Source organism: Pseudomonas sp. F3-2 (assembly GCF_038804275.1).
In the GTDB taxonomy this organism is placed as follows: domain Bacteria; phylum Pseudomonadota; class Gammaproteobacteria; order Pseudomonadales; family Pseudomonadaceae; genus Aquipseudomonas.
This window is the reverse complement of the sequence record NZ_CP152388.1, coordinates 2197024-2214026: the sequence shown is the minus strand read 5'-3', so window position 1 is coordinate 2214026 and position 17003 is coordinate 2197024. Positions and strand designations below refer to the sequence as shown.

The following is a 17003-nucleotide window of genomic DNA, read 5'->3' as shown; positions in this document are numbered from 1 at the left end:
AATCCATCGTTGCAGAAATGAAATGAGCAAACTTCCTGATTTCGAAGGTTTAGCGATGTTCGCCAAGGTGGCGGAAGAAGGATCGTTCGCCGCCGCAGCCCGGCTTATGGGTGTCTCGGTGCCGACCGTGTCCAGAGCCGTGGCGCGACTTGAGGAACGCCTGGGCGGACGGCTGTTCAATCGCACTTCCCGGCAACTGGCGCTGACCGAGTTCGGCGCGAGCATGGCGACCAAGGCCGGAGAGATTTATCGCCAGGCCGAAGAAGTCGAAAGCGAAGCGCAGGACCTGTCGGTGCAGCCGCGCGGGCTGATCCGCCTGGCGGTGCCCATGTCGTTCGGCCTGCGCTGGGTCGCGCCGCTCATGCCGAAACTGGTGCGCCAGTACCCGGAACTGTCGGTGGACCTGCACCTGTCCGACGCGACGGTCGATCTGATCGCGGAAGGTTTTGATGCAGCGTTGCGCATCGCCGTGATGCCCGATTCTTCGCTGGTTGCCCGCCGGCTCTGTGCCGTCACTCAGTTTCTCGTGGCGTCCCCCGCGTACATCAAGGCTCACGGGCGCCCCGCGCATCCGCGGGAACTGGCGAGCCGGCCTTGCCTCAGTTATGCGTACCGGGCGCGCAGCCAGGTCTGGCGCTTCACCCATGAAGACGGTACTGAGGAAGACGTGGTGCCGAACGGTCCACTGCGGGTGACCAACTCGGATGCGCTGATCCCCATGTTGCTGGAAGGGATGGCCGTCGCCGAACTGCCGGAATTCATGGCCAGCGAATTCCTGGCCGACGGCAGGCTGGAGGCGCTCTTGCCGCAATGGAGCATGACTCGCGGCGGCTTGTACTTCGTCACACCTTCGGCGCGGACTCGTCCGGCGAAGATCAAGGCGCTGTCCGACTTTTTCGCCGAGCACCTCTCGGCACCGGCGTGGCGCTGGCCCCGTTGATCGCGCGCCATCGTACGGCACCCACTCGGCCTTTCATAAATGAAACGATGAGTTGCCATAGTTTCTATTTTTGACAACTCGCGTTTTCCGTACCTTGACGCCTGTCGGCCCCACACCGCGGCCGACACGACCCGACTGGCTCAAGGAGATGATCATGAAAAACGCCGTCCAACTGCTGCAGATGTACCTGGAATCCATTCAAGACCCACGCGCCGCCGCGGCATTGTTCGCAGACGATGGCGTGCTCGAACTGCCCTACCTTCAATCGCTGGGCATCACCCATCGCGTGCAAGGACCCGCTCAGATCGAAGCGTTCATTGCCTCGCTGCTGGCTAAAGTCCCGGATTTCCGCTTCAAGCGCGTGCGCTTTCTGATCGACACGCCCGATCAGGCCTTCGCCGAATACGACGTCGAGGCGCTGGTCCCGGCAACGGGCCGCCTGTACCTGCAGTCGTACGCCGGACGGCTGGTGGCCCACGAGGGCAAGATCCAGCTGCTGCGCGAATCGCTGGACACCGTTGCTGCGGCGAAGGCTTTCGCGCCTGCCGATCCAGTGACCTCAGACGACGCCCGCTGACCCGACCTGCCCCTCGCCGGCCCGCGCGGCGCCATCGTGCGGCGCGGCCATGACCGCCGGCAGTGCGCCATCAACTCCCCTGTTTCGGGCCGCTTATACGAAGGTCTGTATCGCCTATGCGCATCGACTATGGCAGCGGCAGGGCGGCTGCCGGATCATGATCCCAGTCCCATCACTGTCGTGCGACGCCTTCATTCGCCCGACTCCAACCGCGCCAGCTGCCTTCAGGGGATCACCATGAATGCTCACGTGTCATCCAGAGTCGTATTGATTCAGACCCGTCCAGGTTTCTCGGCCAGGTGTGCGCAGTTGATGCAGGATTCAGTGCGGCGCGCTCGGAGTATCGAAGGGTGCGTGGACTGCCAGCTGCAGGCCCATCAGCCTGATCCGGGACGCTGGACCATCCGGGGCGCCTGGAGCAGTGAAGACTCGATGCTCGCCAGTCTTGCGCAGGTGTTTCAGCCAGCGTTCGACAACCTCATCGCCAGCAACACATTGCTGTCCATCCGGATCAGCGAAGAAGATTTCTGATCGGCCAGCGCGGCCAAGACCGTCCGCATGCTCGGCCCCACCCCCAAAGCCTGTGGCGGCTTCAGCCGGCAAGCATCGTCGGGTGCTGCAGGATCACACGCATTCCTTGGCGGCACGGCCGAAGCCGGAAGCCATCAAGCTGCGTTCGTAGACGAAAATCTTCCCGCCGGTTGAGGCTTTGTAGGCCTCGATGACGTTGTCCGCCGCGACGGTACTTGGCACGGTGATCCGGTAATGCCGTTGAGGCTGGGACAGGATCGGGCTCATCGAATGACCTTGCAACTTAGGCACGACGCACGCCGCGAACTGTTCGGGAGACTTGCTGGTTTCCAGGGTCAGCGTCGGCTCGTTGGGAGCGGTCGCACAGCCTGCCAGCAGCGAGCAGGCAATCAAGGCGGCGGAGGCGAATACAGTGCGCATGGGCGGTGTCCTGTCAAAAATTCTGCCGTTCGGGCAGGGTCTTCATATACAGGCCATTGTCCAGTTCAGGCGCCGAAACTGAACTCGTAAAGCGTGATGCTCACTATCGATATCGCCGATACTCCCTGCCCCCGCCCCGCCCCCGCGCAACAGGCGCAACCCGGTTCGCTCAGCTCTGCAGACGCGAAGCGGACCGGCGGATGATCTTGATCGAATGCTTGATGTTGGGTTTGCGCGTGACGCTGATGGCGCGCTGGGTGACGGTGTCGAGGGTGATGTTCCAGAAGCCGGTGCTCGGCACGACGATTTTCGCCGGGAAGCGATCAAACGCGCCACCATGGTAGGTGTGTCGCCCACCATTCTTGAAACTGCGAAAATTGGCGTCGTTCATGAGGCGGATGTTGCAGGTGTTCGAACATTCGATCACCACAATGTCGTCTTCATTGAGATGCTCGCGCTGGTGAATGAATTTCACGGGGGATTCCACAGGAGTTGTAACCGGGGCGCAAGAATACCACGGCGGGCCCTGCCCTTGCCCGTTGTCTCCGGTCATCGCCGGTCGCCGCCGGACAGCGACACAACCGAAAAACCCGGATCGTTTGTCCCTGTCTCAACGCGATGAAAATCTCGGACCACAGTGAATTTTTTGCCCTGCTCTCGTATCTGATCGAAAACAGCGTGCTACCAAAACAATGGCATCGACCAGCCGGGGTGTTCCGACCGGCGCAGGTTCGGCTTCTGCGGAAGGCAGCACGACAGATCAGCGACAGAGTGTTCCTATGAAATTACGCAAGAAAAAAGTCAGCCCTATCGGCTTGCAAGACATCACCATCGTCGACGACGGCAAGATGCGCAAGGCGATCACTGCCGCCGCGCTGGGCAACGCGATGGAGTGGTTCGATTTCGGTGTTTACGGCTTCGTCGCCTACGTGCTCGGCAAGGTTTTCTTCCCCGGCGCCGACCCCAGCGTGCAGATGATCGCGGCACTGGCGACCTTCTCGGTGCCTTTCCTGATACGGCCGCTGGGCGGCCTGTTCTTCGGCGCACTGGGCGACAAATACGGACGACAGAAAGTCCTCGCAGCGACCATCGTGATCATGTCTCTGAGTACGACAGCCATCGGACTGATCCCCTCCTACGCATCGATCGGCATCTGGGCGCCGATTCTGCTGTTGCTCGCCAAGATGGCGCAGGGCTTTTCGGTGGGCGGCGAATACACCGGCGCTTCGATTTTCGTCGCCGAATACGCCCCGGACCGCAAGCGCGGTTTCCTCGGCAGCTGGCTGGACTTCGGCTCGATCGCCGGTTTCGTGCTCGGCGCCGGAGTGGTCGTGCTGATTTCCACTGTCATCGGCGAGGATCAATTCCAGGAATGGGGCTGGCGTCTGCCCTTCTTCCTTGCGCTGCCACTGGGCATGCTCGGCCTGTATCTGCGTAACGCGCTGGAAGAAACCCCGGCGTTCCAGCAGCATGTGGAGAAGCTGGAACAAGGCGACCGTGAAGGCCTTTCAGGCGGACCGAAAGTGTCGTTCAAGGAAGTGGCGACCAAGCACTGGCGCAGCCTGATCACCTGCATCGGCATCGTCGTGGCGACCAACGTCACGTACTACATGCTGCTGACTTACATGCCCAGTTACCTGTCGCACAACCTGCACTACAGCGAAAACCATGGCGTGCTGATCATCATCGCGATCATGGTCGGCATGCTTTTCGTTCAGCCGCTGATCGGCTTCGTCAGCGACAAGATTGGCCGCAAGCCTTTCATCGTGATCGGCAGCATCGCCCTGTTCATCCTGGCGATCCCGGCATTCATGCTGATCATCAGCGGCAAGATCGGCCTGATCTTCGCCGGGCTGCTGATACTCGCCGTGGTGCTCAACTTCTTCATCGGCGTCATGGCGTCGACGCTGCCCGCGATGTTCCCGACCCACATCCGCTACAGCGCGCTGGCGAGTGCCTTCAACGTGTCGGTGCTGATCGCCGGCCTGACGCCGACCGCCGCAGCGTGGCTGGTGGAAAGCACCGACAACCTGTACATGCCCGCCTACTACCTGATGGTGATCGCGGTCATCGGCTTCGTCACCGGCATCACCATGAAAGAAACCGCCAACAAGCCGCTACGTGGCGCGGCGCCTGCGGCTTCGGACATCGAGGAAGCGAAGGAACTGTTGCAGGAACATCACGACAATATCGAGCAGAAAATCGAGGACATCGACGCGCAGATCGCCGAACTCGAAGCCAAGCGCAAGGAGCTGGTCCAGCAGCACCCGCGCATCAACTGAGGCCCGCGGCCGGGTCGCGCCCCTTCAAGGGTTCAGCCCAGCAGCTCAGTGATCCAGCGAACATGGGCCTGGAGTTCGTTGAGTTTTACCTCGGGCACCGCCACGCGGGCCCGGGCGAATTGCTCAAGGGTGCGTTGCCTGAGGCGCAACACGCGCCGCCATTTCTCCAGAAACGCCGGGCTGCGCGCCTGCAGCTGCACAGGGCCGAAGTACAGCTCCTGTGCGGTGTAGGCAACGTGGCCCTGACGCTCGGCGACGATCATTTCGTAGTCGAAGCGATTCTCCCGCAGCACTTCCTCCCACACGATCCGGTAGCCGTTTTCCATCAACCAGCAGCGCAGCGGCTGTTCGCCGCCGTTTGGCTGAAGGATCAGGCGTTCGCTGCCAGTGAGGCGGGCTTTGCCGGCCTCGAGAATGTCGCGAATCGTCTCCCCGCCCATGCCGCACAGGCTGATCGCGGTGATCTGGTCATCCGGCTCGATCGCGGCCAGACCGTCTGCCAGACGCACCGTGACTGCCGCCTCCAGCGCGTTGTCGCGCACCACGCGCCGGGCGCTGTGGAAAGGCGTTAACGCCACCTCCCCGGCCACGGCTTTCGCGATGACGCCGCGCAACACCAAGGCAACCGGCAGGTAGCCGTGATCCGAGCCGATGTCGGCAAGCCGTGCGCCCGCCGGCACCAGCGCCGCGACGCGCTCCAGCCGTCTGGACAATGTCTGTTCGTTCAACCGCCGCTCCTTCACCTCTCGCGCCCGACGCCCTGCACCGGATCGGCGGCGATTCTGGCGGGCAACGCCCGCCATTTCAAATGGTACGCGCGATTGCCCGACCGCTACCCACCTTGAAAAAACCTACTCCAATGTATAGGCGAGGAGATAAATACGATGGGATAGAGTGATTGTCAGGCACTTGATTGATTGAGAACGCGTACAGGGCAGATAACTAACGCACTGCTGCATCGCTATGTATCGCGCTCATAAAGTTTCGCGAACGCGCGCATCGCTTAACATATTTTCCTTTTTAATCATAGGCTTATTGAAGTAACGCTTACTGCAAGCGAAGAACCTGGCGTCATTTCCACCGCACACCCATGACATTCAACAAGAACGGACGACTTCACCATGACCGAACATTCGTTGAGCACTCAGGCCACAACCCGGTTCATCGAAATCAGCGGCAGAACACTCGCTTATCGGACCTTCGGCAGCGGCACGCCGCTGCTGCTCTGCGTGAGATTCCGCGGGACGATGGATTCATGGGACCCGCTGTTTCTCGACAGCCTGGCGAATCAGGGTTTTCAGGTCACGGTGTTTGACTACAGCGGCCTGGGTCAGTCCACCGGCGAGCGCAGCTACAGCCCCGCGTCACTGGCCAAGGATGTCATCGAACTGATCATGGCGCTGGGCCTGGGCAAAGTGGTGATCGGCGGCTGGTCGGTGGGCGGCATTGCGGCGCAGATCGTTCTGGCCCAGGCACCGCAACTGGTCAGTCATCTGGTACTGCTGGCAACCACGCCGCCCGGCCAACTGGTCAAACCGGGCGAGGCGCTGTTCTACGAGCTGGCCAAGAGAGACAACGATTTCGACGACTTCGTCAGTCTGTTTTTCGAGCCTTCATCGGCCTCCTCCAAGGCTGCCGCCGAGCGCTCCTGGGAACGTCTGTCCGCACCCCGCGAGGACGCAAGTCCGGCCGTGCCTTTTGAGTGGGCAGGCGCGCAATTGGGTGAGGGGCCGAAGAACCCGGTATTCCCTGTGGACGCCATCCTGCAACTGCTGAAGAACACGACCGTGCCAGTGCTGCACGTTGGCGGCGACCATGACATCGCCTTCCCGGTCGAAAACTGGCACGCGCTGAGCGGCCAGTTGCCGACCCTGCAACTCATCACTTTCCCGCGCGCCGGACACGGTCCGCAACTCCAGTTTCCCCGCGCCGTGGCACGCCACATCGGCGCATTCGTCGGCTCTGATTCTGAATAAAGGTGACCCATGACAACCTCTCTGACATACCGCGCCATCGTCGCAACCGCCCCTGGCCAACTGGAACTGGTCGAACGGCCGATCCCGGATCCGGGTCGCGGTCAGGTCCGCATTCGTGTTGAAGCCTGTGGCGTCTGCCACTCCGACAGCGCGACAGTGGAAGGCCAGTTCCCGGGCATCAGCTACCCGCGTGTGCCTGGACACGAAGTCGTCGGTCGCATCGATGCACTGGGCGAAGGCGTTCAGGGCTGGAGCGTCGGCCAGCGCGTGGGCGTGGGCTTTCTGGCAGGCGAAGACGGCAGTTGCCCGTCCTGCCGACAGGGCGACCCGGTGAACTGCCATAACCCGGTCATCAGTGGCATCACCGTCGACGGCGGCTACGCCGAAGTGATGCTGGCCGAAGCCCGCGGGCTGGTGGGTGTTCCGGAGGAACTCGACGCCGCCGAAGCCGCGCCGCTGCTGTGCGCTGGCCTGACCACATTCAATGCGCTGCGCAATTCCAAGGCACGGCCGGGTGACGTGGTGGCGATTCAGGGCCTGGGCGGACTGGGTCATCTGGGCGTGCAGTTCGCTCGCAAAATGGGCTTCCACACGGTTGCCGTCGCGCGCGGCGCGGACAAAGCGCACCTGGCGCAGTCGCTGGGTGCACATCAATACATCGACTCCACTCAGGAAAATGTCGCCGATGCGCTGCGCGCGTTGGGCGGCGCGAAGGTGGTGCTGGGCACTGCGCCCAGCGGCAAGGGCATGGCCGAAACGATTTCGGGACTGTCGCCACGTGGGGAACTGATCGTGGTAGCCGTGCCGCCTGATCCGATCACGGTCAACGCCACCGACCTGATCTTCGGCGCGCGTTCCGTCGTCGGCTCGCTGACCGGCACGGTTTCCGACAACGAGCAGACGCTGGCCTTCGCCAGTCTGCAGGCGATCCGGCCAATGATCGAGACGTTCCCGCTCGAGCGGGCTCGCGAAGCCTACGACCTGATGATGTCGGCCAAGGTCCGCCTGCGTGCCGTGCTGGTGATGAACCCGGCCAACGCCTGAACCTCGACGCGCCCGACGCAAACGCCCCGCTCAGCGTTGATCCGCTGGCGGGGCGTTTTTGTTCCAGGGCCGTCGATGCGCAGGGCTTCAAGCTGCCGACAGATGCTCATAAAGAATGGTGGCGCCGACCAACATCAGCACGATGCCGCCGACGATCTCCGCGCGCTTGCCGACGACGTTGCCGAGCACGCGGCCGAGCATCACGCCGATCGTGACCATGACGGTGGTGGCGGCACCGATCGCCAGCGCGGCGACGACAATGTTCACGTTGACGAATGCCAGCCCGACGCCGACCGCCAGTGCATCGATGCTGGTGGCGAATGCCGTGATTGCCAGGATGAAGAACGAGTGCTGGTCGGGCTTTTCCTCTTCGGCCTCTTCGTGTTTGAGACCGTTATAGATCATGTGCAACCCCAGCAGGAGCAGCAGTACGAAGGCGATCCAGTGGTCCCAGTTCTCGACGAAACGGCTCGCGGCCTGGCCGATTCCCCAACCCACGATTGGCGTGATGCCTTCAATCACACCGAAGATAAGGCCGGTGCGCAGTGCTTCGGACAGGCGTGGTTCGTGCAGGCTGGAACCTTTGCCGATCGCGGCTGCGAACGCATCGGTGGACATGGCGAGCGCCAGGAATACGAGGGAAAAAGGATTCACGGTTTACGTCCGGTCGGGCTATGAGTCAACGACGCAACCACACGCCCGGCCTTAGGCATGGATGCATCGTCGGTCTCGCCAACCAAACGGTGTTCGCGCCACGGCTGCTGCCGAGAATGTTGACGCGAACGCTCTGGACGGTGGGTCCAGTGCAGGCTACTCCCCAACGGGGCAGCCACTATAACCAGTCAATGTGAAAAAAATATCAAATCGATTCGTTTATTTTATCGCGGGCCTGCCCGCGCCCTTTTTTCAGTGCCCCGAGGTTCAGCTGGGTGATTCGCACGACGGGTACGCCCTCCCCGTACCAGTCGTGCAAGGCGCGCACCGACTCCGCGCTGAAACGTCAGCCTTTGCGCGCGGCTTCAATCGCGGCAATGTCTATCTTGGTCATCTGCATCATCGCCTTGAAGGCACGGCTGGCCACGGCGGGATCGGGATCGGCAATGGCAGCGGTGAGCACCCGAGGCGTGATCTGCCAGGACAGTCCCCATTTGTCCTTGCACCAGCCGCAGACGCTGGCCTTGCCGCCGTTGCCGACGATGGCGTCCCACAGCCGATCCGTTTCGGCCTGATCCTCGGTCGCGACCTGAAACGAAAACGCCTCGCTGTGAGTGAATTCCGGTCCGCCGTTGAGGCCCAGACACGGGATGTTCATCACCGTGAACTCGACAGTGAGCACGTCACCCTTCTTGCCGGCAGGGAAGTCGTCAGGCGCCAGATACACGGCGCCGACCGCGCTGTCGGGAAAGGTCTGGGCATAGAACCGGGCGGCTTCCTGGGCGTCGCCGTTGTACCAGAGGCAGAGGGTATTTTTATTGTTCATGAGTCGATCTCCGAACAGGGTTGACCTGTCCAGTCTAGCCACGATCAGCAGGCCGATTTACTCAACCTTTACCTGTTCCAGACCTGCGTTTACACGAATCCGGTGTTTCATACGTCTATGGCGAACCCACTTTCTCGCCAAAGGAGACACCCATGCTTTCGAAGATGACCCAAGCCCTGATCCTGTCCGGTTTACTGGTTGCCGCAGGAACGGCATCCGCGAACGAGCGCGATGTGGTCGTGCCCGTCATCGCCGGAGCAGCCGTAGGCGCAGTCCTCGCGACGGTGATTGCCAGTTCCGGCGGCCACTCATCGCACCGTCACGATTACCGGCCACAGCCGCGTTATCAACCGCGCTACCAGCCTGTCGCCTACGTGCCGGTGCAACGCGTGGAATATCGCCGTTTTGCCCCACCGCCGCCCCACGGCTACTACAACCATGGCCATGACCGCGGCTACAACAGGGGATATGACCGCGGCTACGACCACTCGCGTGGTAACGGTCGCTGGTAAATGCATGCGAGGGCCGGCGTCTGCGATGTCACCGGCCTTCGCCCGTTCTTGAATACGCCGAGCGCTGAAAAACCCCGCTGCCACCGCAACGGAACCGTTTCAGCAGGTTAATGGTCAATCCCCTCAAGGCACGCATCACCGTGCCACCATCGTCTACGCCTTCTGCGCAGACGATCGCTGAGCAAAGGATGACCCATGACCACGACCGCTGACACGGCCTCCAGTACAGGCCTCAAACCGCAGACCTACATGGCCGTCATTGCGACCGTCGCCGCGATCGCCGGCGGCCTGTACGGCTATGACACGGGGATCATCTCCGGCGCCCTGCCGCAGATTGCCAATGACTTCCAGCTCGACTATCGCGCTCAGGAATGGGTGACCGCAGCGATTCTGCTCGGCGCGGTGATCGGCGCGATCTGTTCCACTCGCCTGTCGGCCAGCCGTGGCCGACGCACCACCATCATGATCGTCGCGGCGATCTACTGCATCGGCGTGCTCGCCGCCGCGCTGTCGCCCAACGTCTGGTGCCTGGCTGCGGCGCGACTGGTGCTGGGTTTCGCGGTCGGTGGCTCGACCCAGATCGTACCGACGTACATCGCCGAACTGGCGCCTTCGGACAAACGTGGGCGGCTGGTGACCTATTTCAACGTCTCCATCGGCGTCGGCATTCTGCTGGCAGCCATTGTCGGCGTGGCCGGCCAGAACCTGTTCGACTGGCGCTGGATGATAGGCATTGCCCTGGTGCCGTCGCTGCTGTTGCTGCTGGGCATGAGCAAGCTGCCGGGCAGTCCGCGCTGGCTGGTGGAGAACGACCGTCGCCGCGACGCGGCTGAAGCCCTGTCGCTGGTGCGCGAGACTCGCCGCGAGGTCAAGGAAGAGATCGCCGACATTCAGGAAGTCGTGGAAAAGCGTGACCAGTTGCCTAACGTCGGCTGGGCCGCGCTGAAGGAACGCTGGGTCAGGCCGGCGCTGGTCGCAGGCCTTGGGATTGCCGCGTTCACCCAGCTGAGCGGCATTGAGATGATGATCTATTACACCCCCACCTTCCTCAAGAACGCAGGCTTTGGCGCTTCGGCTGCGCTGTGGTCGGCCTTGGGGGTTGCGGTGACGTATCTGGTGATGACCTTCGTCGGCAAGATGATCGTCGATCACACTGGCCGGCGCACCCTGAGCCTGGCGATGATTCCGGGCGCGGTGGTCAGTCTGCTGGTGCTGGGTGCGGTGCTGCATTTCAATCTGGCGGGCGACACTCAGGCCTGGTGGATCATCGGCTGCCTGATCGTTTTCATGGTCTTCAACGCCGGCGGCATTCAGGTGATCGGCTGGCTGACCGGCGCGGAAATCTACCCGATCGCCATCCGCGATCAGGCCATCGGCCTGCATGCCGCCATGCTCTGGGGTTCCAACCTGCTGCTGACCGGCACCGCCCTGACGATGACCCACTGGCTGGGCGTCGGTGGCGCCATGTGGGTGTACGCCGGTCTGAACGCGCTGGCGTGGGTGTTCATCTATTTTCTGGTGCCGGAGACCGGCGGGCGCAGCCTGGAAGACATCGAGCGCAGCCTGCGCGATGGCACCTTCCTGCCCAAGTGATCCAGCGCCGCCACCGCGTCATATCTGCGGTGGCGGGCCCGAACCGTGCGAGGTTCAGCCGCTTGCTCAGTTGGCCGCGAATGCCACCAGGTTTTCGCGGCTGATGATGTCCGGCTCGGCGACATAGCCGATCTGTCGCGCAAACGCCTCGACGAACTGCCCGCGCAGACGCTGGATCTCCTGAGCACTGTAATTGACCAGCCCCCTTGCCAGCTCGGCACCGTCCGGGCCTCGGCAGATCACCATATCCCCGCGCTGGAACACGCCCTCCACACGCAGGATCATCAACGCCGTGACGCCGCCCTCCTGGGTTATTCCAGCGTAGGAGCCGGCGATCAGCTCAAGCACCCCGCGCATCGGCAATTGATTGGATAGCCAGCGCCCGCGCGAGGCCGCCGGATGGGTGTCCGAGAGCAGCAAGGTGCCCACCGACGCGCCGCTCGCGATGGCCTCGAGCACACCGCGTCGACGACCGTCGGCAATGATCGTGTGTGCCCCGGAGCGCGCCGCCAGACGCGCCGAACGCAGCCACGAACGCACGTCGTAACCGAAGCGCTCGGTCATGTCGTGGGCGCAGCGATCCAGTGCCGCATCCCCTGCACTGGCCTGGTCGATCAGCGTGTGCGCGGCGTCCGCTGCCAGGGTCAGGAAACCTTCAAGTTCGGTGAGCATGACGTAGGCATCGGCCTGCACCAGATTGACCACCAGCGCGCCAAGGCTGTCGGTGTCGCCGGCGCGGATGCCGTGGCTGGCAATGGTGCCGTTTTCGCTGACCACCGGAATCACGCCCATGCCCAGCAGCACCTGCATTGTGCTGCGGGCGTTGAGGTAGTGCTTGCGATGGGACAGATCGTCCTGAGTCAGGAGGATCTGCGCCGACTGCAATCCGACGCCCTGCAAGGCGTCGGCCCAGGCATTGGTCAACCGGATCTGTCCGATGGCCGCCAGTGCCTGGGTCTCGTGCAGCGGCAACGGCGCGGCCTGGCTCGAGCCTGCACAGGCGGCGGCGCCGGCCGACACCACGACCACTTCGATGCCGCGCTGACGCAAGGACGCCAACTGTGCCGCCAGGCGCTGCACGGCCTCGTGATTCAGGCCGCCTGCGCCGCCAATCAAGCGACTCTCGACATGGACCACCCAACGCCGGGTCGCGGCTAATTGTTCACGCATACATTCATCTCCGTTGTCAGCCTCTGACGCGTGCAACCCGCGTGCCGACTCACCGCGTCGGCGCAATGGTCACGCCGCTGCTCATCTGCGCCAGCACGCTGGCAGACTCAAGATCGGCCGCGTTGGAGCCGTGAATCACGTAGAGGACCTGCCCTTTTGTCACGTTGTCGCCCTGCCTGACAGACAGGTCGATACCGGCGGTCTTGTCCAGTGGCGCACCCGCACGACGGGCGATTTCGCCGATGCGCCAGCCGTCCAGCTCGGTGACCCGACCCTCAGCGTTGGCATGCACCGCGTACGTCATCTTGCCGGGCAGCGCCGGGGTTTTTCGGCCTTGCGCATCGATGATCCGCTCGAATGCGGCGCGCGCTGCACCGCTGCTCAGAAGCGATGCCGCCAGCTCGCGACCGGCTTCGACGCTGCCCACGGCCGGGTCCCAGGCCAGAATCTGCCCGGCGAAAAACACCGCCTTGTCGCGCAGATCCTGCGGCGCCGTCGGGTCGTTATCCAGCACCTGACGCACATCTCGCACTTCCAGTGACGGCCCGATGCCCCGTCCGATGGGCCGACTGCCGTCGGTGGCAAATGCAACGACCGTCAGCCCGAGCCCGGCGCCGACGCGCTCGAACAGATCGCCCAACTCGCGGGCGTGTGCCTGGGTCTTGAGCTTGGTGCGTGGGCCGTAGGGAATGTCGACGACCACATGGGTGGATCCGGCGGTGAGCTTTTTCGACAGGATCGAGGCCACCGACCAGCGATTGGAGTCGATGCCCAGTGGTCGGGTGATGGCGTTCATCACGTCGTCGACCACCGAATGGTTGAGCCGGCCGTTCCAGGCAATGCACGCGCCAGCCTGCTCGACACAGCGCTGCACGTCCTCGACCGTCAGGTCCACCCGCGCCACCGCCTCCATGGCGTCTGCCGTGCCGGCCGCCGACGTGATCGCCCGCGAAGAGGTCTTGGGCATCGCCATGCCGTGGGCGGCCACGATCGGCACCACCAGCAACGTGATGCGACTGCCCGGCACGCCGCCCATGGAATGCTTGTCGACCACGATCGGACGATCCCAGTGCAGCGTGGGCGTGAAGCGGGTCCGCACTTTCGCCAGCGCAATGACCTCGGCGTCTGACAGGCCGCGGGTGGCGCTGACCAGAAAGGCGCTGATTTCGCCGTCCGTGTAGCGTCCCTCGATGATGTCGCGCAGCAGCATGTCGTACTCGGCCTCGCCCAGCTCATGGCCCTGGACCTTTTTGATCAGCGCCTGGCGACTGGCTGGCGAAGGTGTCCGGCGCAGGGCAATTTCGGCGCCCTCGGCAACATTCCAGTGCGCAAAGGCCTCTTCGCTCAGGCCTATTTCGTCGGCGGCCAGCAAGGTGGCGCTGTCCAGGCCGTGGATCTGCACGCTCAAGGATTTACCGTCCACAAGCAAATCCACTTTTGAACCGCCCAGGTAATCGGCCGCCGAAAGCACCGCGCTGTGCATCGGCAGGTAAGCGACGCGTTCCAGGCCGGTGGACACCGGCACCCGGCGCAGGCGCAAACGCTGGGAGGCGTTGGCCAGGGCGTGCATGAAGCGGGTGATGCCTTGTTCGAGGGTGCCGTCGTTGCTCACGCGCAGGGTTTCGATATCCACCGGCAGCGGCTCGACTTGCCGCATGACCCGCGCCCGGGCCTGCAGTGCAGTCTCGCGCCCTCGGGCGAGGATCCGCGCAGCGAGCACGTCGACGCTGGCCGTGACCTCCACCACCACCAGCCTGGGCACCAGACCGGCCAGTTCGCGGATCATTTTGCGCGAGCCGTTGGCGATGACATTGCGACCGTTGCTCAGGGCCGTCAGCAGATCGGTCGACAAGCCGTATGAAAGCCCGTGCGCCTCCCAGGTGATCAGAAACTCCCCGGCGCTCACGGACGATCTGAATTGGTCGTCGGTGACGCCGTTATGGTCCTCGCCCGGCGCCCCCGTGGGACGGGTGATGGTGCGGCGGGCGAACACATAACGGCCGGTCTCACCGAGGTGGGCGCGGGCGCCTTCGATCAATGAATCCTTACCGGCGCCACTGGGGCCGACGACAAAGAAGAAGATGCCCTGCGCCATGTGCCTTACTCCGCCTCGTCCAGACCGATGTCGACGCACACCGCCGCCTGATTGAGCTTGCTGGTCGAAATGTAATCGACGCCGGTTTTCGAGATCGCGCCGATGGTAGACAGATTGATGCCGCCGGATGCTTCGAGTTTGGTGCGGCCGTTGACCATTTTGACCGCTTCGGTCATGTCGGCCACGCTCATGTTATCGAGCATGATCACGTCAACGTTCGCTTCCAGCGCCTCGGCCACCTGGGTCAGGCTGTCGCATTCCACTTCCAGCTTGGTCAGCACCGGCAACTGCCGGCGCGCCCGCTGCACCGCCTGGGTGATGCCGCCGCACACCGCGATGTGGTTGTCCTTGATCATCACTCCGTTGTCCAGCCCCAGACGGTGATTCAGGCCGCCGCCGCAGGTGACCGCGTGCTTCTCCAGCATGCGTAGGCCCGGCGTGGTCTTGCGGGTGTCGATCAGGCGCGCCTTGCTGCCGGCCACGGCAGCGACATACTTGGCGGTCTCGTTGGCAATCCCGGACATGCGCTGGACGATGTTCAGCGCGGTGCGTTCGGCGGTCAGCACGCTGCGTGCATTACCGCGAACGTCGATCATCACGGTGCCTGCTTCGATCTTCTCACCATCCTTGACCCGCACGATCACTTCCAGCGTCGGATCGTAGCGCTTGAACACACGGGCAGCGATCTCGATACCGGAAACGATCAGGGTTTCCCGGGCGTTCATGTAGAAGGCACCGGTTTCCTCCGGCTCGATCATGACTTGCGCGGTCAGGTCGCAATAGCCGATGTCTTCGGTCAGCCAAAGGTCGATGAGTCGGTCAGTCTGGAATACGTCGTACATCGTGGTTACCCCTATGTGTGGATACAGTTCGGTGTGAGAGTCGGTTAGCGGTGCTGCAGCTTCTTGTCGAGCATCAGCATCAGGCTGTTGCAGGTGACTGCGATGATCGTGATCAACAGGGCGACCGCCATGATGGTGGGGATATCGCCCAACCCCATCGCGTTGACCGCCATGTAGCCAAGGCCGCGCTGGGAGGCGAACATTTCGCCGATCAGCACGCCCAGCAGGGTCAGCGCAAAGCCCAGCCGGACGCCGGCGACGACCTCCGGCAGGATCGCCGGCAAGAGCACGTGGACCAGCGACTGGATGGGCGTCAGGCGCAGGGTGCCAGCGGTGCGCAGGTAAACCGGGCGCATCTGCCGGATGGCGTTCATGGTGAACAGCAGAATCGGGATCAGCCCGTGCATCACGCCGAAGGCCACCTTCGATGACAGCCCCAGGCCAAAACACAGCAGCACCAGCGGGTACAGCGTGACTTTGGGAATGGCGTACAGGTTGAGCAGGATCGGCTCGGCGACAGCCCCGGCCAGGCGATTCACGCCCAGCAGCACGCCCAGCACGATGCCGCCGATCAGCGCCAGGCCCATGGCGTAGACGAACGCCTTGGCGGTTGCGCCGACATTGGACCAGAGATCGCCCGTGGCCATCATCGAGACCAGATGGGACACGGTCATCCACGGCGAGGTCAGCGCACCGGCCCCGATCACCAGATGCAGCACTTGCCAGGCAGCGATCAACGCCACCACCAGAAGAACCGTCGGAAGAATTCTCTGCATGCCGGTCACCGTTGACGACGCGCTTGCAAGCGACGGTCGAAGTAGTTGAGCGCCGCGTTGATCAACGTCACGCTGATCAACACCAGCAACATGAGGGCGTACATGTTGTCGCTTTCGAAGTTGTTGTAGGCGAACGCGATGGCGTAGCCGATGCCGGACCCGGAAAGGATGAACTCCGAAGCGATCACGCCGATGAACGCATACGCCACTGCCAGCTTGACCCCGCCGAACAGGTACGGCAGCGCCGCAGGAAGCTCGATGCGCCAGGCGGTCTGCAGGCGCGACATGCGCATCACCGCCGCGCTCTTGCGCAGGACGCCGGGAATGCGGTCGAGTCCGGTCAGCGTCGCGGTGATCATCGCGACCACTGCCAGCAGCACGGCAATGGCGATGATCGAGCCGTGACCGACGCCGAAGACCACGATGAACACCGGGTAGAAGATGAACGTCGGCACCGCGTAATAGCTCGCCAGCAGTGGCTCGAGGGCGGCACGCAAGCGCGGCATCGAATGCACCGCCAGCCCGACCAGAAACCCGCTGACGATCGCCAGCAGCGCTGCCACGGCGATGTTGGTGAAACTGAACAGAATGTCTTTGCCATACACGCCGGCCGAGACGACCGAGACCAGATGGGTGAGCATCTGCGACGGCGCGATCAACACGCTCTGGGGGATGACATGGGTGCGGCACAGTAACTCGATCAAGCCGATGAAGCCTGCGACCAACAGGGCGCGCAGTACGCTTTCGATGTTCAAATCGACGTCC

The 17003-nt window shown here is 63.1% G+C and carries 18 protein-coding genes and 1 riboswitch; of the genes, 8 read left to right on the top strand and 10 right to left on the bottom strand.

Annotated features, from left to right (window positions below):
- Nucleotides 1-22: 22 nt before the first annotated feature.
- From AAGQ88_RS10135 to AAGQ88_RS10125, 3 genes are all read left to right on the top strand, one after another.
- Nucleotides 23-940: a LysR family transcriptional regulator gene (locus tag AAGQ88_RS10135; RefSeq protein WP_342655193.1), complete on the top strand. Its 918-nt coding sequence runs from the start codon at nt 23-25 to the stop codon at nt 938-940.
- 154 nt (nt 941-1094) lie between these two features.
- Nucleotides 1095-1517: a nuclear transport factor 2 family protein gene (locus AAGQ88_RS10130; protein ID WP_342655192.1), complete on the top strand. Its 423-nt coding sequence runs from the start codon at nt 1095-1097 to the stop codon at nt 1515-1517.
- 237 nt (nt 1518-1754) lie between these two features.
- Nucleotides 1755-2048, top strand: a complete 294-nt coding sequence (locus AAGQ88_RS10125; protein WP_342655191.1) for an antibiotic biosynthesis monooxygenase — start codon at nt 1755-1757, stop codon at nt 2046-2048.
- Nucleotides 2049-2141: 93 nt separating this feature from the next.
- Here the strand turns inward: AAGQ88_RS10125 and AAGQ88_RS10120 are convergent, their stop codons facing one another.
- Both AAGQ88_RS10120 and AAGQ88_RS10115 read right to left on the bottom strand, forming a co-directional pair.
- The gene (locus AAGQ88_RS10120; protein WP_342655190.1) at nt 2142-2468 is read right to left on the bottom strand and encodes a hypothetical protein; all 327 of its coding nucleotides are present in this window, start codon (nt 2466-2468) and stop codon (nt 2142-2144) included.
- Nucleotides 2469-2637: 169 nt separating this feature from the next.
- On the bottom strand, nt 2638-2943 hold the full coding sequence (locus tag AAGQ88_RS10115; protein ID WP_285423450.1) for a DUF1883 domain-containing protein: 306 nt from the start codon (nt 2941-2943) through the stop codon (nt 2638-2640).
- A 304-nt stretch (nt 2944-3247) separates the two neighbouring features.
- Between AAGQ88_RS10115 and proP the strand changes: the two genes are divergently transcribed.
- Nucleotides 3248-4750, top strand: coding sequence for a glycine betaine/L-proline transporter ProP (gene proP, locus AAGQ88_RS10110; protein WP_342655189.1), 1503 nt, complete (start codon nt 3248-3250; stop codon nt 4748-4750).
- 32 nt (nt 4751-4782) lie between these two features.
- Here the strand turns inward: proP and AAGQ88_RS10105 are convergent, their stop codons facing one another.
- A complete protein-coding gene (locus tag AAGQ88_RS10105; protein WP_342655188.1) occupies nt 4783-5478 on the bottom strand; it encodes a tRNA (adenine(22)-N(1))-methyltransferase TrmK in 696 nt (231 codons plus the stop codon).
- A gap of 393 nt (nt 5479-5871) precedes the next feature.
- On the opposite strand from AAGQ88_RS10105, the gene AAGQ88_RS10100 reads away from it, so the two are divergent.
- Both AAGQ88_RS10100 and AAGQ88_RS10095 read left to right on the top strand, forming a co-directional pair.
- Nucleotides 5872-6726: an alpha/beta hydrolase gene (locus AAGQ88_RS10100; protein WP_342655187.1), complete on the top strand. Its 855-nt coding sequence runs from the start codon at nt 5872-5874 to the stop codon at nt 6724-6726.
- Between the two features lie 9 nt (nt 6727-6735).
- The gene (locus AAGQ88_RS10095) at nt 6736-7770 is read left to right on the top strand and encodes an alcohol dehydrogenase (protein ID WP_285423446.1); all 1035 of its coding nucleotides are present in this window, start codon (nt 6736-6738) and stop codon (nt 7768-7770) included.
- Between the two features lie 87 nt (nt 7771-7857).
- Here the strand turns inward: AAGQ88_RS10095 and mntP are convergent, their stop codons facing one another.
- Both mntP and AAGQ88_RS10085 read right to left on the bottom strand, forming a co-directional pair.
- Complete coding sequence (mntP, locus tag AAGQ88_RS10090) at nt 7858-8424, bottom strand: manganese efflux pump MntP (protein WP_342655186.1); 567 nt, start codon at nt 8422-8424, stop codon at nt 7858-7860.
- Nucleotides 8423-8596: riboswitch (yybP-ykoY riboswitch) on the bottom strand. (Overlaps the previous gene by 2 nt.)
- 174 nt (nt 8597-8770) lie before the next feature.
- The gene (locus AAGQ88_RS10085) at nt 8771-9250 is read right to left on the bottom strand and encodes a VOC family protein (RefSeq protein ID WP_342655185.1); all 480 of its coding nucleotides are present in this window, start codon (nt 9248-9250) and stop codon (nt 8771-8773) included.
- Between the two features lie 152 nt (nt 9251-9402).
- Between AAGQ88_RS10085 and AAGQ88_RS10080 the strand changes: the two genes are divergently transcribed.
- Nucleotides 9403-9762, top strand: a complete 360-nt coding sequence (locus AAGQ88_RS10080; protein WP_342655184.1) for a hypothetical protein — start codon at nt 9403-9405, stop codon at nt 9760-9762.
- A gap of 195 nt (nt 9763-9957) precedes the next feature.
- Entirely contained in the window at nt 9958-11355 is a 1398-nt protein-coding gene (locus tag AAGQ88_RS10075) for a sugar porter family MFS transporter (RefSeq protein WP_342655183.1), read from the top strand.
- A gap of 66 nt (nt 11356-11421) precedes the next feature.
- Here AAGQ88_RS10075 and proB read toward each other — a convergent pair whose 3' ends face one another.
- Genes proB through AAGQ88_RS10050 form a run of 5 tightly spaced genes read right to left on the bottom strand, consistent with a single transcriptional unit; the run spans nt 11422 to nt 16993 of the window.
- A complete protein-coding gene (proB, locus tag AAGQ88_RS10070; RefSeq protein WP_342655182.1) occupies nt 11422-12525 on the bottom strand; it encodes a glutamate 5-kinase in 1104 nt (367 codons plus the stop codon).
- Nucleotides 12526-12574: 49 nt separating this feature from the next.
- Nucleotides 12575-14620: a phosphonate metabolism protein/1,5-bisphosphokinase (PRPP-forming) PhnN gene (gene phnN / locus AAGQ88_RS10065; protein ID WP_342655181.1), complete on the bottom strand. Its 2046-nt coding sequence runs from the start codon at nt 14618-14620 to the stop codon at nt 12575-12577.
- Nucleotides 14621-14625: 5 nt separating this feature from the next.
- Nucleotides 14626-15462 carry a carboxylating nicotinate-nucleotide diphosphorylase gene (gene nadC / locus AAGQ88_RS10060; protein ID WP_285423439.1) on the bottom strand — a complete coding sequence of 279 codons (837 nt, stop codon included), beginning with the start codon at nt 15460-15462 and terminating at the stop codon, nt 14626-14628.
- A 44-nt stretch (nt 15463-15506) separates the two neighbouring features.
- On the bottom strand, nt 15507-16238 hold the full coding sequence (locus AAGQ88_RS10055; protein ID WP_342655180.1) for an ABC transporter permease subunit: 732 nt from the start codon (nt 16236-16238) through the stop codon (nt 15507-15509).
- A gap of 5 nt (nt 16239-16243) precedes the next feature.
- Nucleotides 16244-16993, bottom strand: coding sequence for an ABC transporter permease subunit (locus tag AAGQ88_RS10050; protein WP_285423437.1), 750 nt, complete (start codon nt 16991-16993; stop codon nt 16244-16246).
- Between the last annotated feature and the right edge of the window lie 10 nt (nt 16994-17003).

Excerpts from the sequence above, each read along its gene's own strand:
- AAGQ88_RS10135 (WP_342655193.1), top strand. The coding sequence starts at position 23 with ATGAGCAAACTTCCTGATTTCGAAGGTTTAGCGATGTTCGCCAAGGTG.
- AAGQ88_RS10130 (WP_342655192.1), top strand. The coding sequence starts at position 1,095 with ATGAAAAACGCCGTCCAACTGCTGCAGATGTACCTGGAATCCATTCAA.
- AAGQ88_RS10125 (WP_342655191.1), top strand. The coding sequence starts at position 1,755 with ATGAATGCTCACGTGTCATCCAGAGTCGTATTGATTCAGACCCGTCCA.
- AAGQ88_RS10120 (WP_342655190.1), bottom strand. The coding sequence starts at position 2,468 with ATGCGCACTGTATTCGCCTCCGCCGCCTTGATTGCCTGCTCGCTGCTG.
- proP (WP_342655189.1), top strand. The coding sequence starts at position 3,248 with ATGAAATTACGCAAGAAAAAAGTCAGCCCTATCGGCTTGCAAGACATC.
- AAGQ88_RS10100 (WP_342655187.1), top strand. The coding sequence starts at position 5,872 with ATGACCGAACATTCGTTGAGCACTCAGGCCACAACCCGGTTCATCGAA.
- AAGQ88_RS10095 (WP_285423446.1), top strand. The coding sequence starts at position 6,736 with ATGACAACCTCTCTGACATACCGCGCCATCGTCGCAACCGCCCCTGGC.
- AAGQ88_RS10085 (WP_342655185.1), bottom strand. The coding sequence starts at position 9,250 with ATGAACAATAAAAATACCCTCTGCCTCTGGTACAACGGCGACGCCCAG.
- AAGQ88_RS10080 (WP_342655184.1), top strand. The coding sequence starts at position 9,403 with ATGCTTTCGAAGATGACCCAAGCCCTGATCCTGTCCGGTTTACTGGTT.
- AAGQ88_RS10075 (WP_342655183.1), top strand. The coding sequence starts at position 9,958 with ATGACCACGACCGCTGACACGGCCTCCAGTACAGGCCTCAAACCGCAG.
- proB (WP_342655182.1), bottom strand. The coding sequence starts at position 12,525 with ATGCGTGAACAATTAGCCGCGACCCGGCGTTGGGTGGTCCATGTCGAG.
- phnN (WP_342655181.1), bottom strand. The coding sequence starts at position 14,620 with ATGGCGCAGGGCATCTTCTTCTTTGTCGTCGGCCCCAGTGGCGCCGGT.
- nadC (WP_285423439.1), bottom strand. The coding sequence starts at position 15,462 with ATGTACGACGTATTCCAGACTGACCGACTCATCGACCTTTGGCTGACC.
- AAGQ88_RS10055 (WP_342655180.1), bottom strand. The coding sequence starts at position 16,238 with ATGCAGAGAATTCTTCCGACGGTTCTTCTGGTGGTGGCGTTGATCGCT.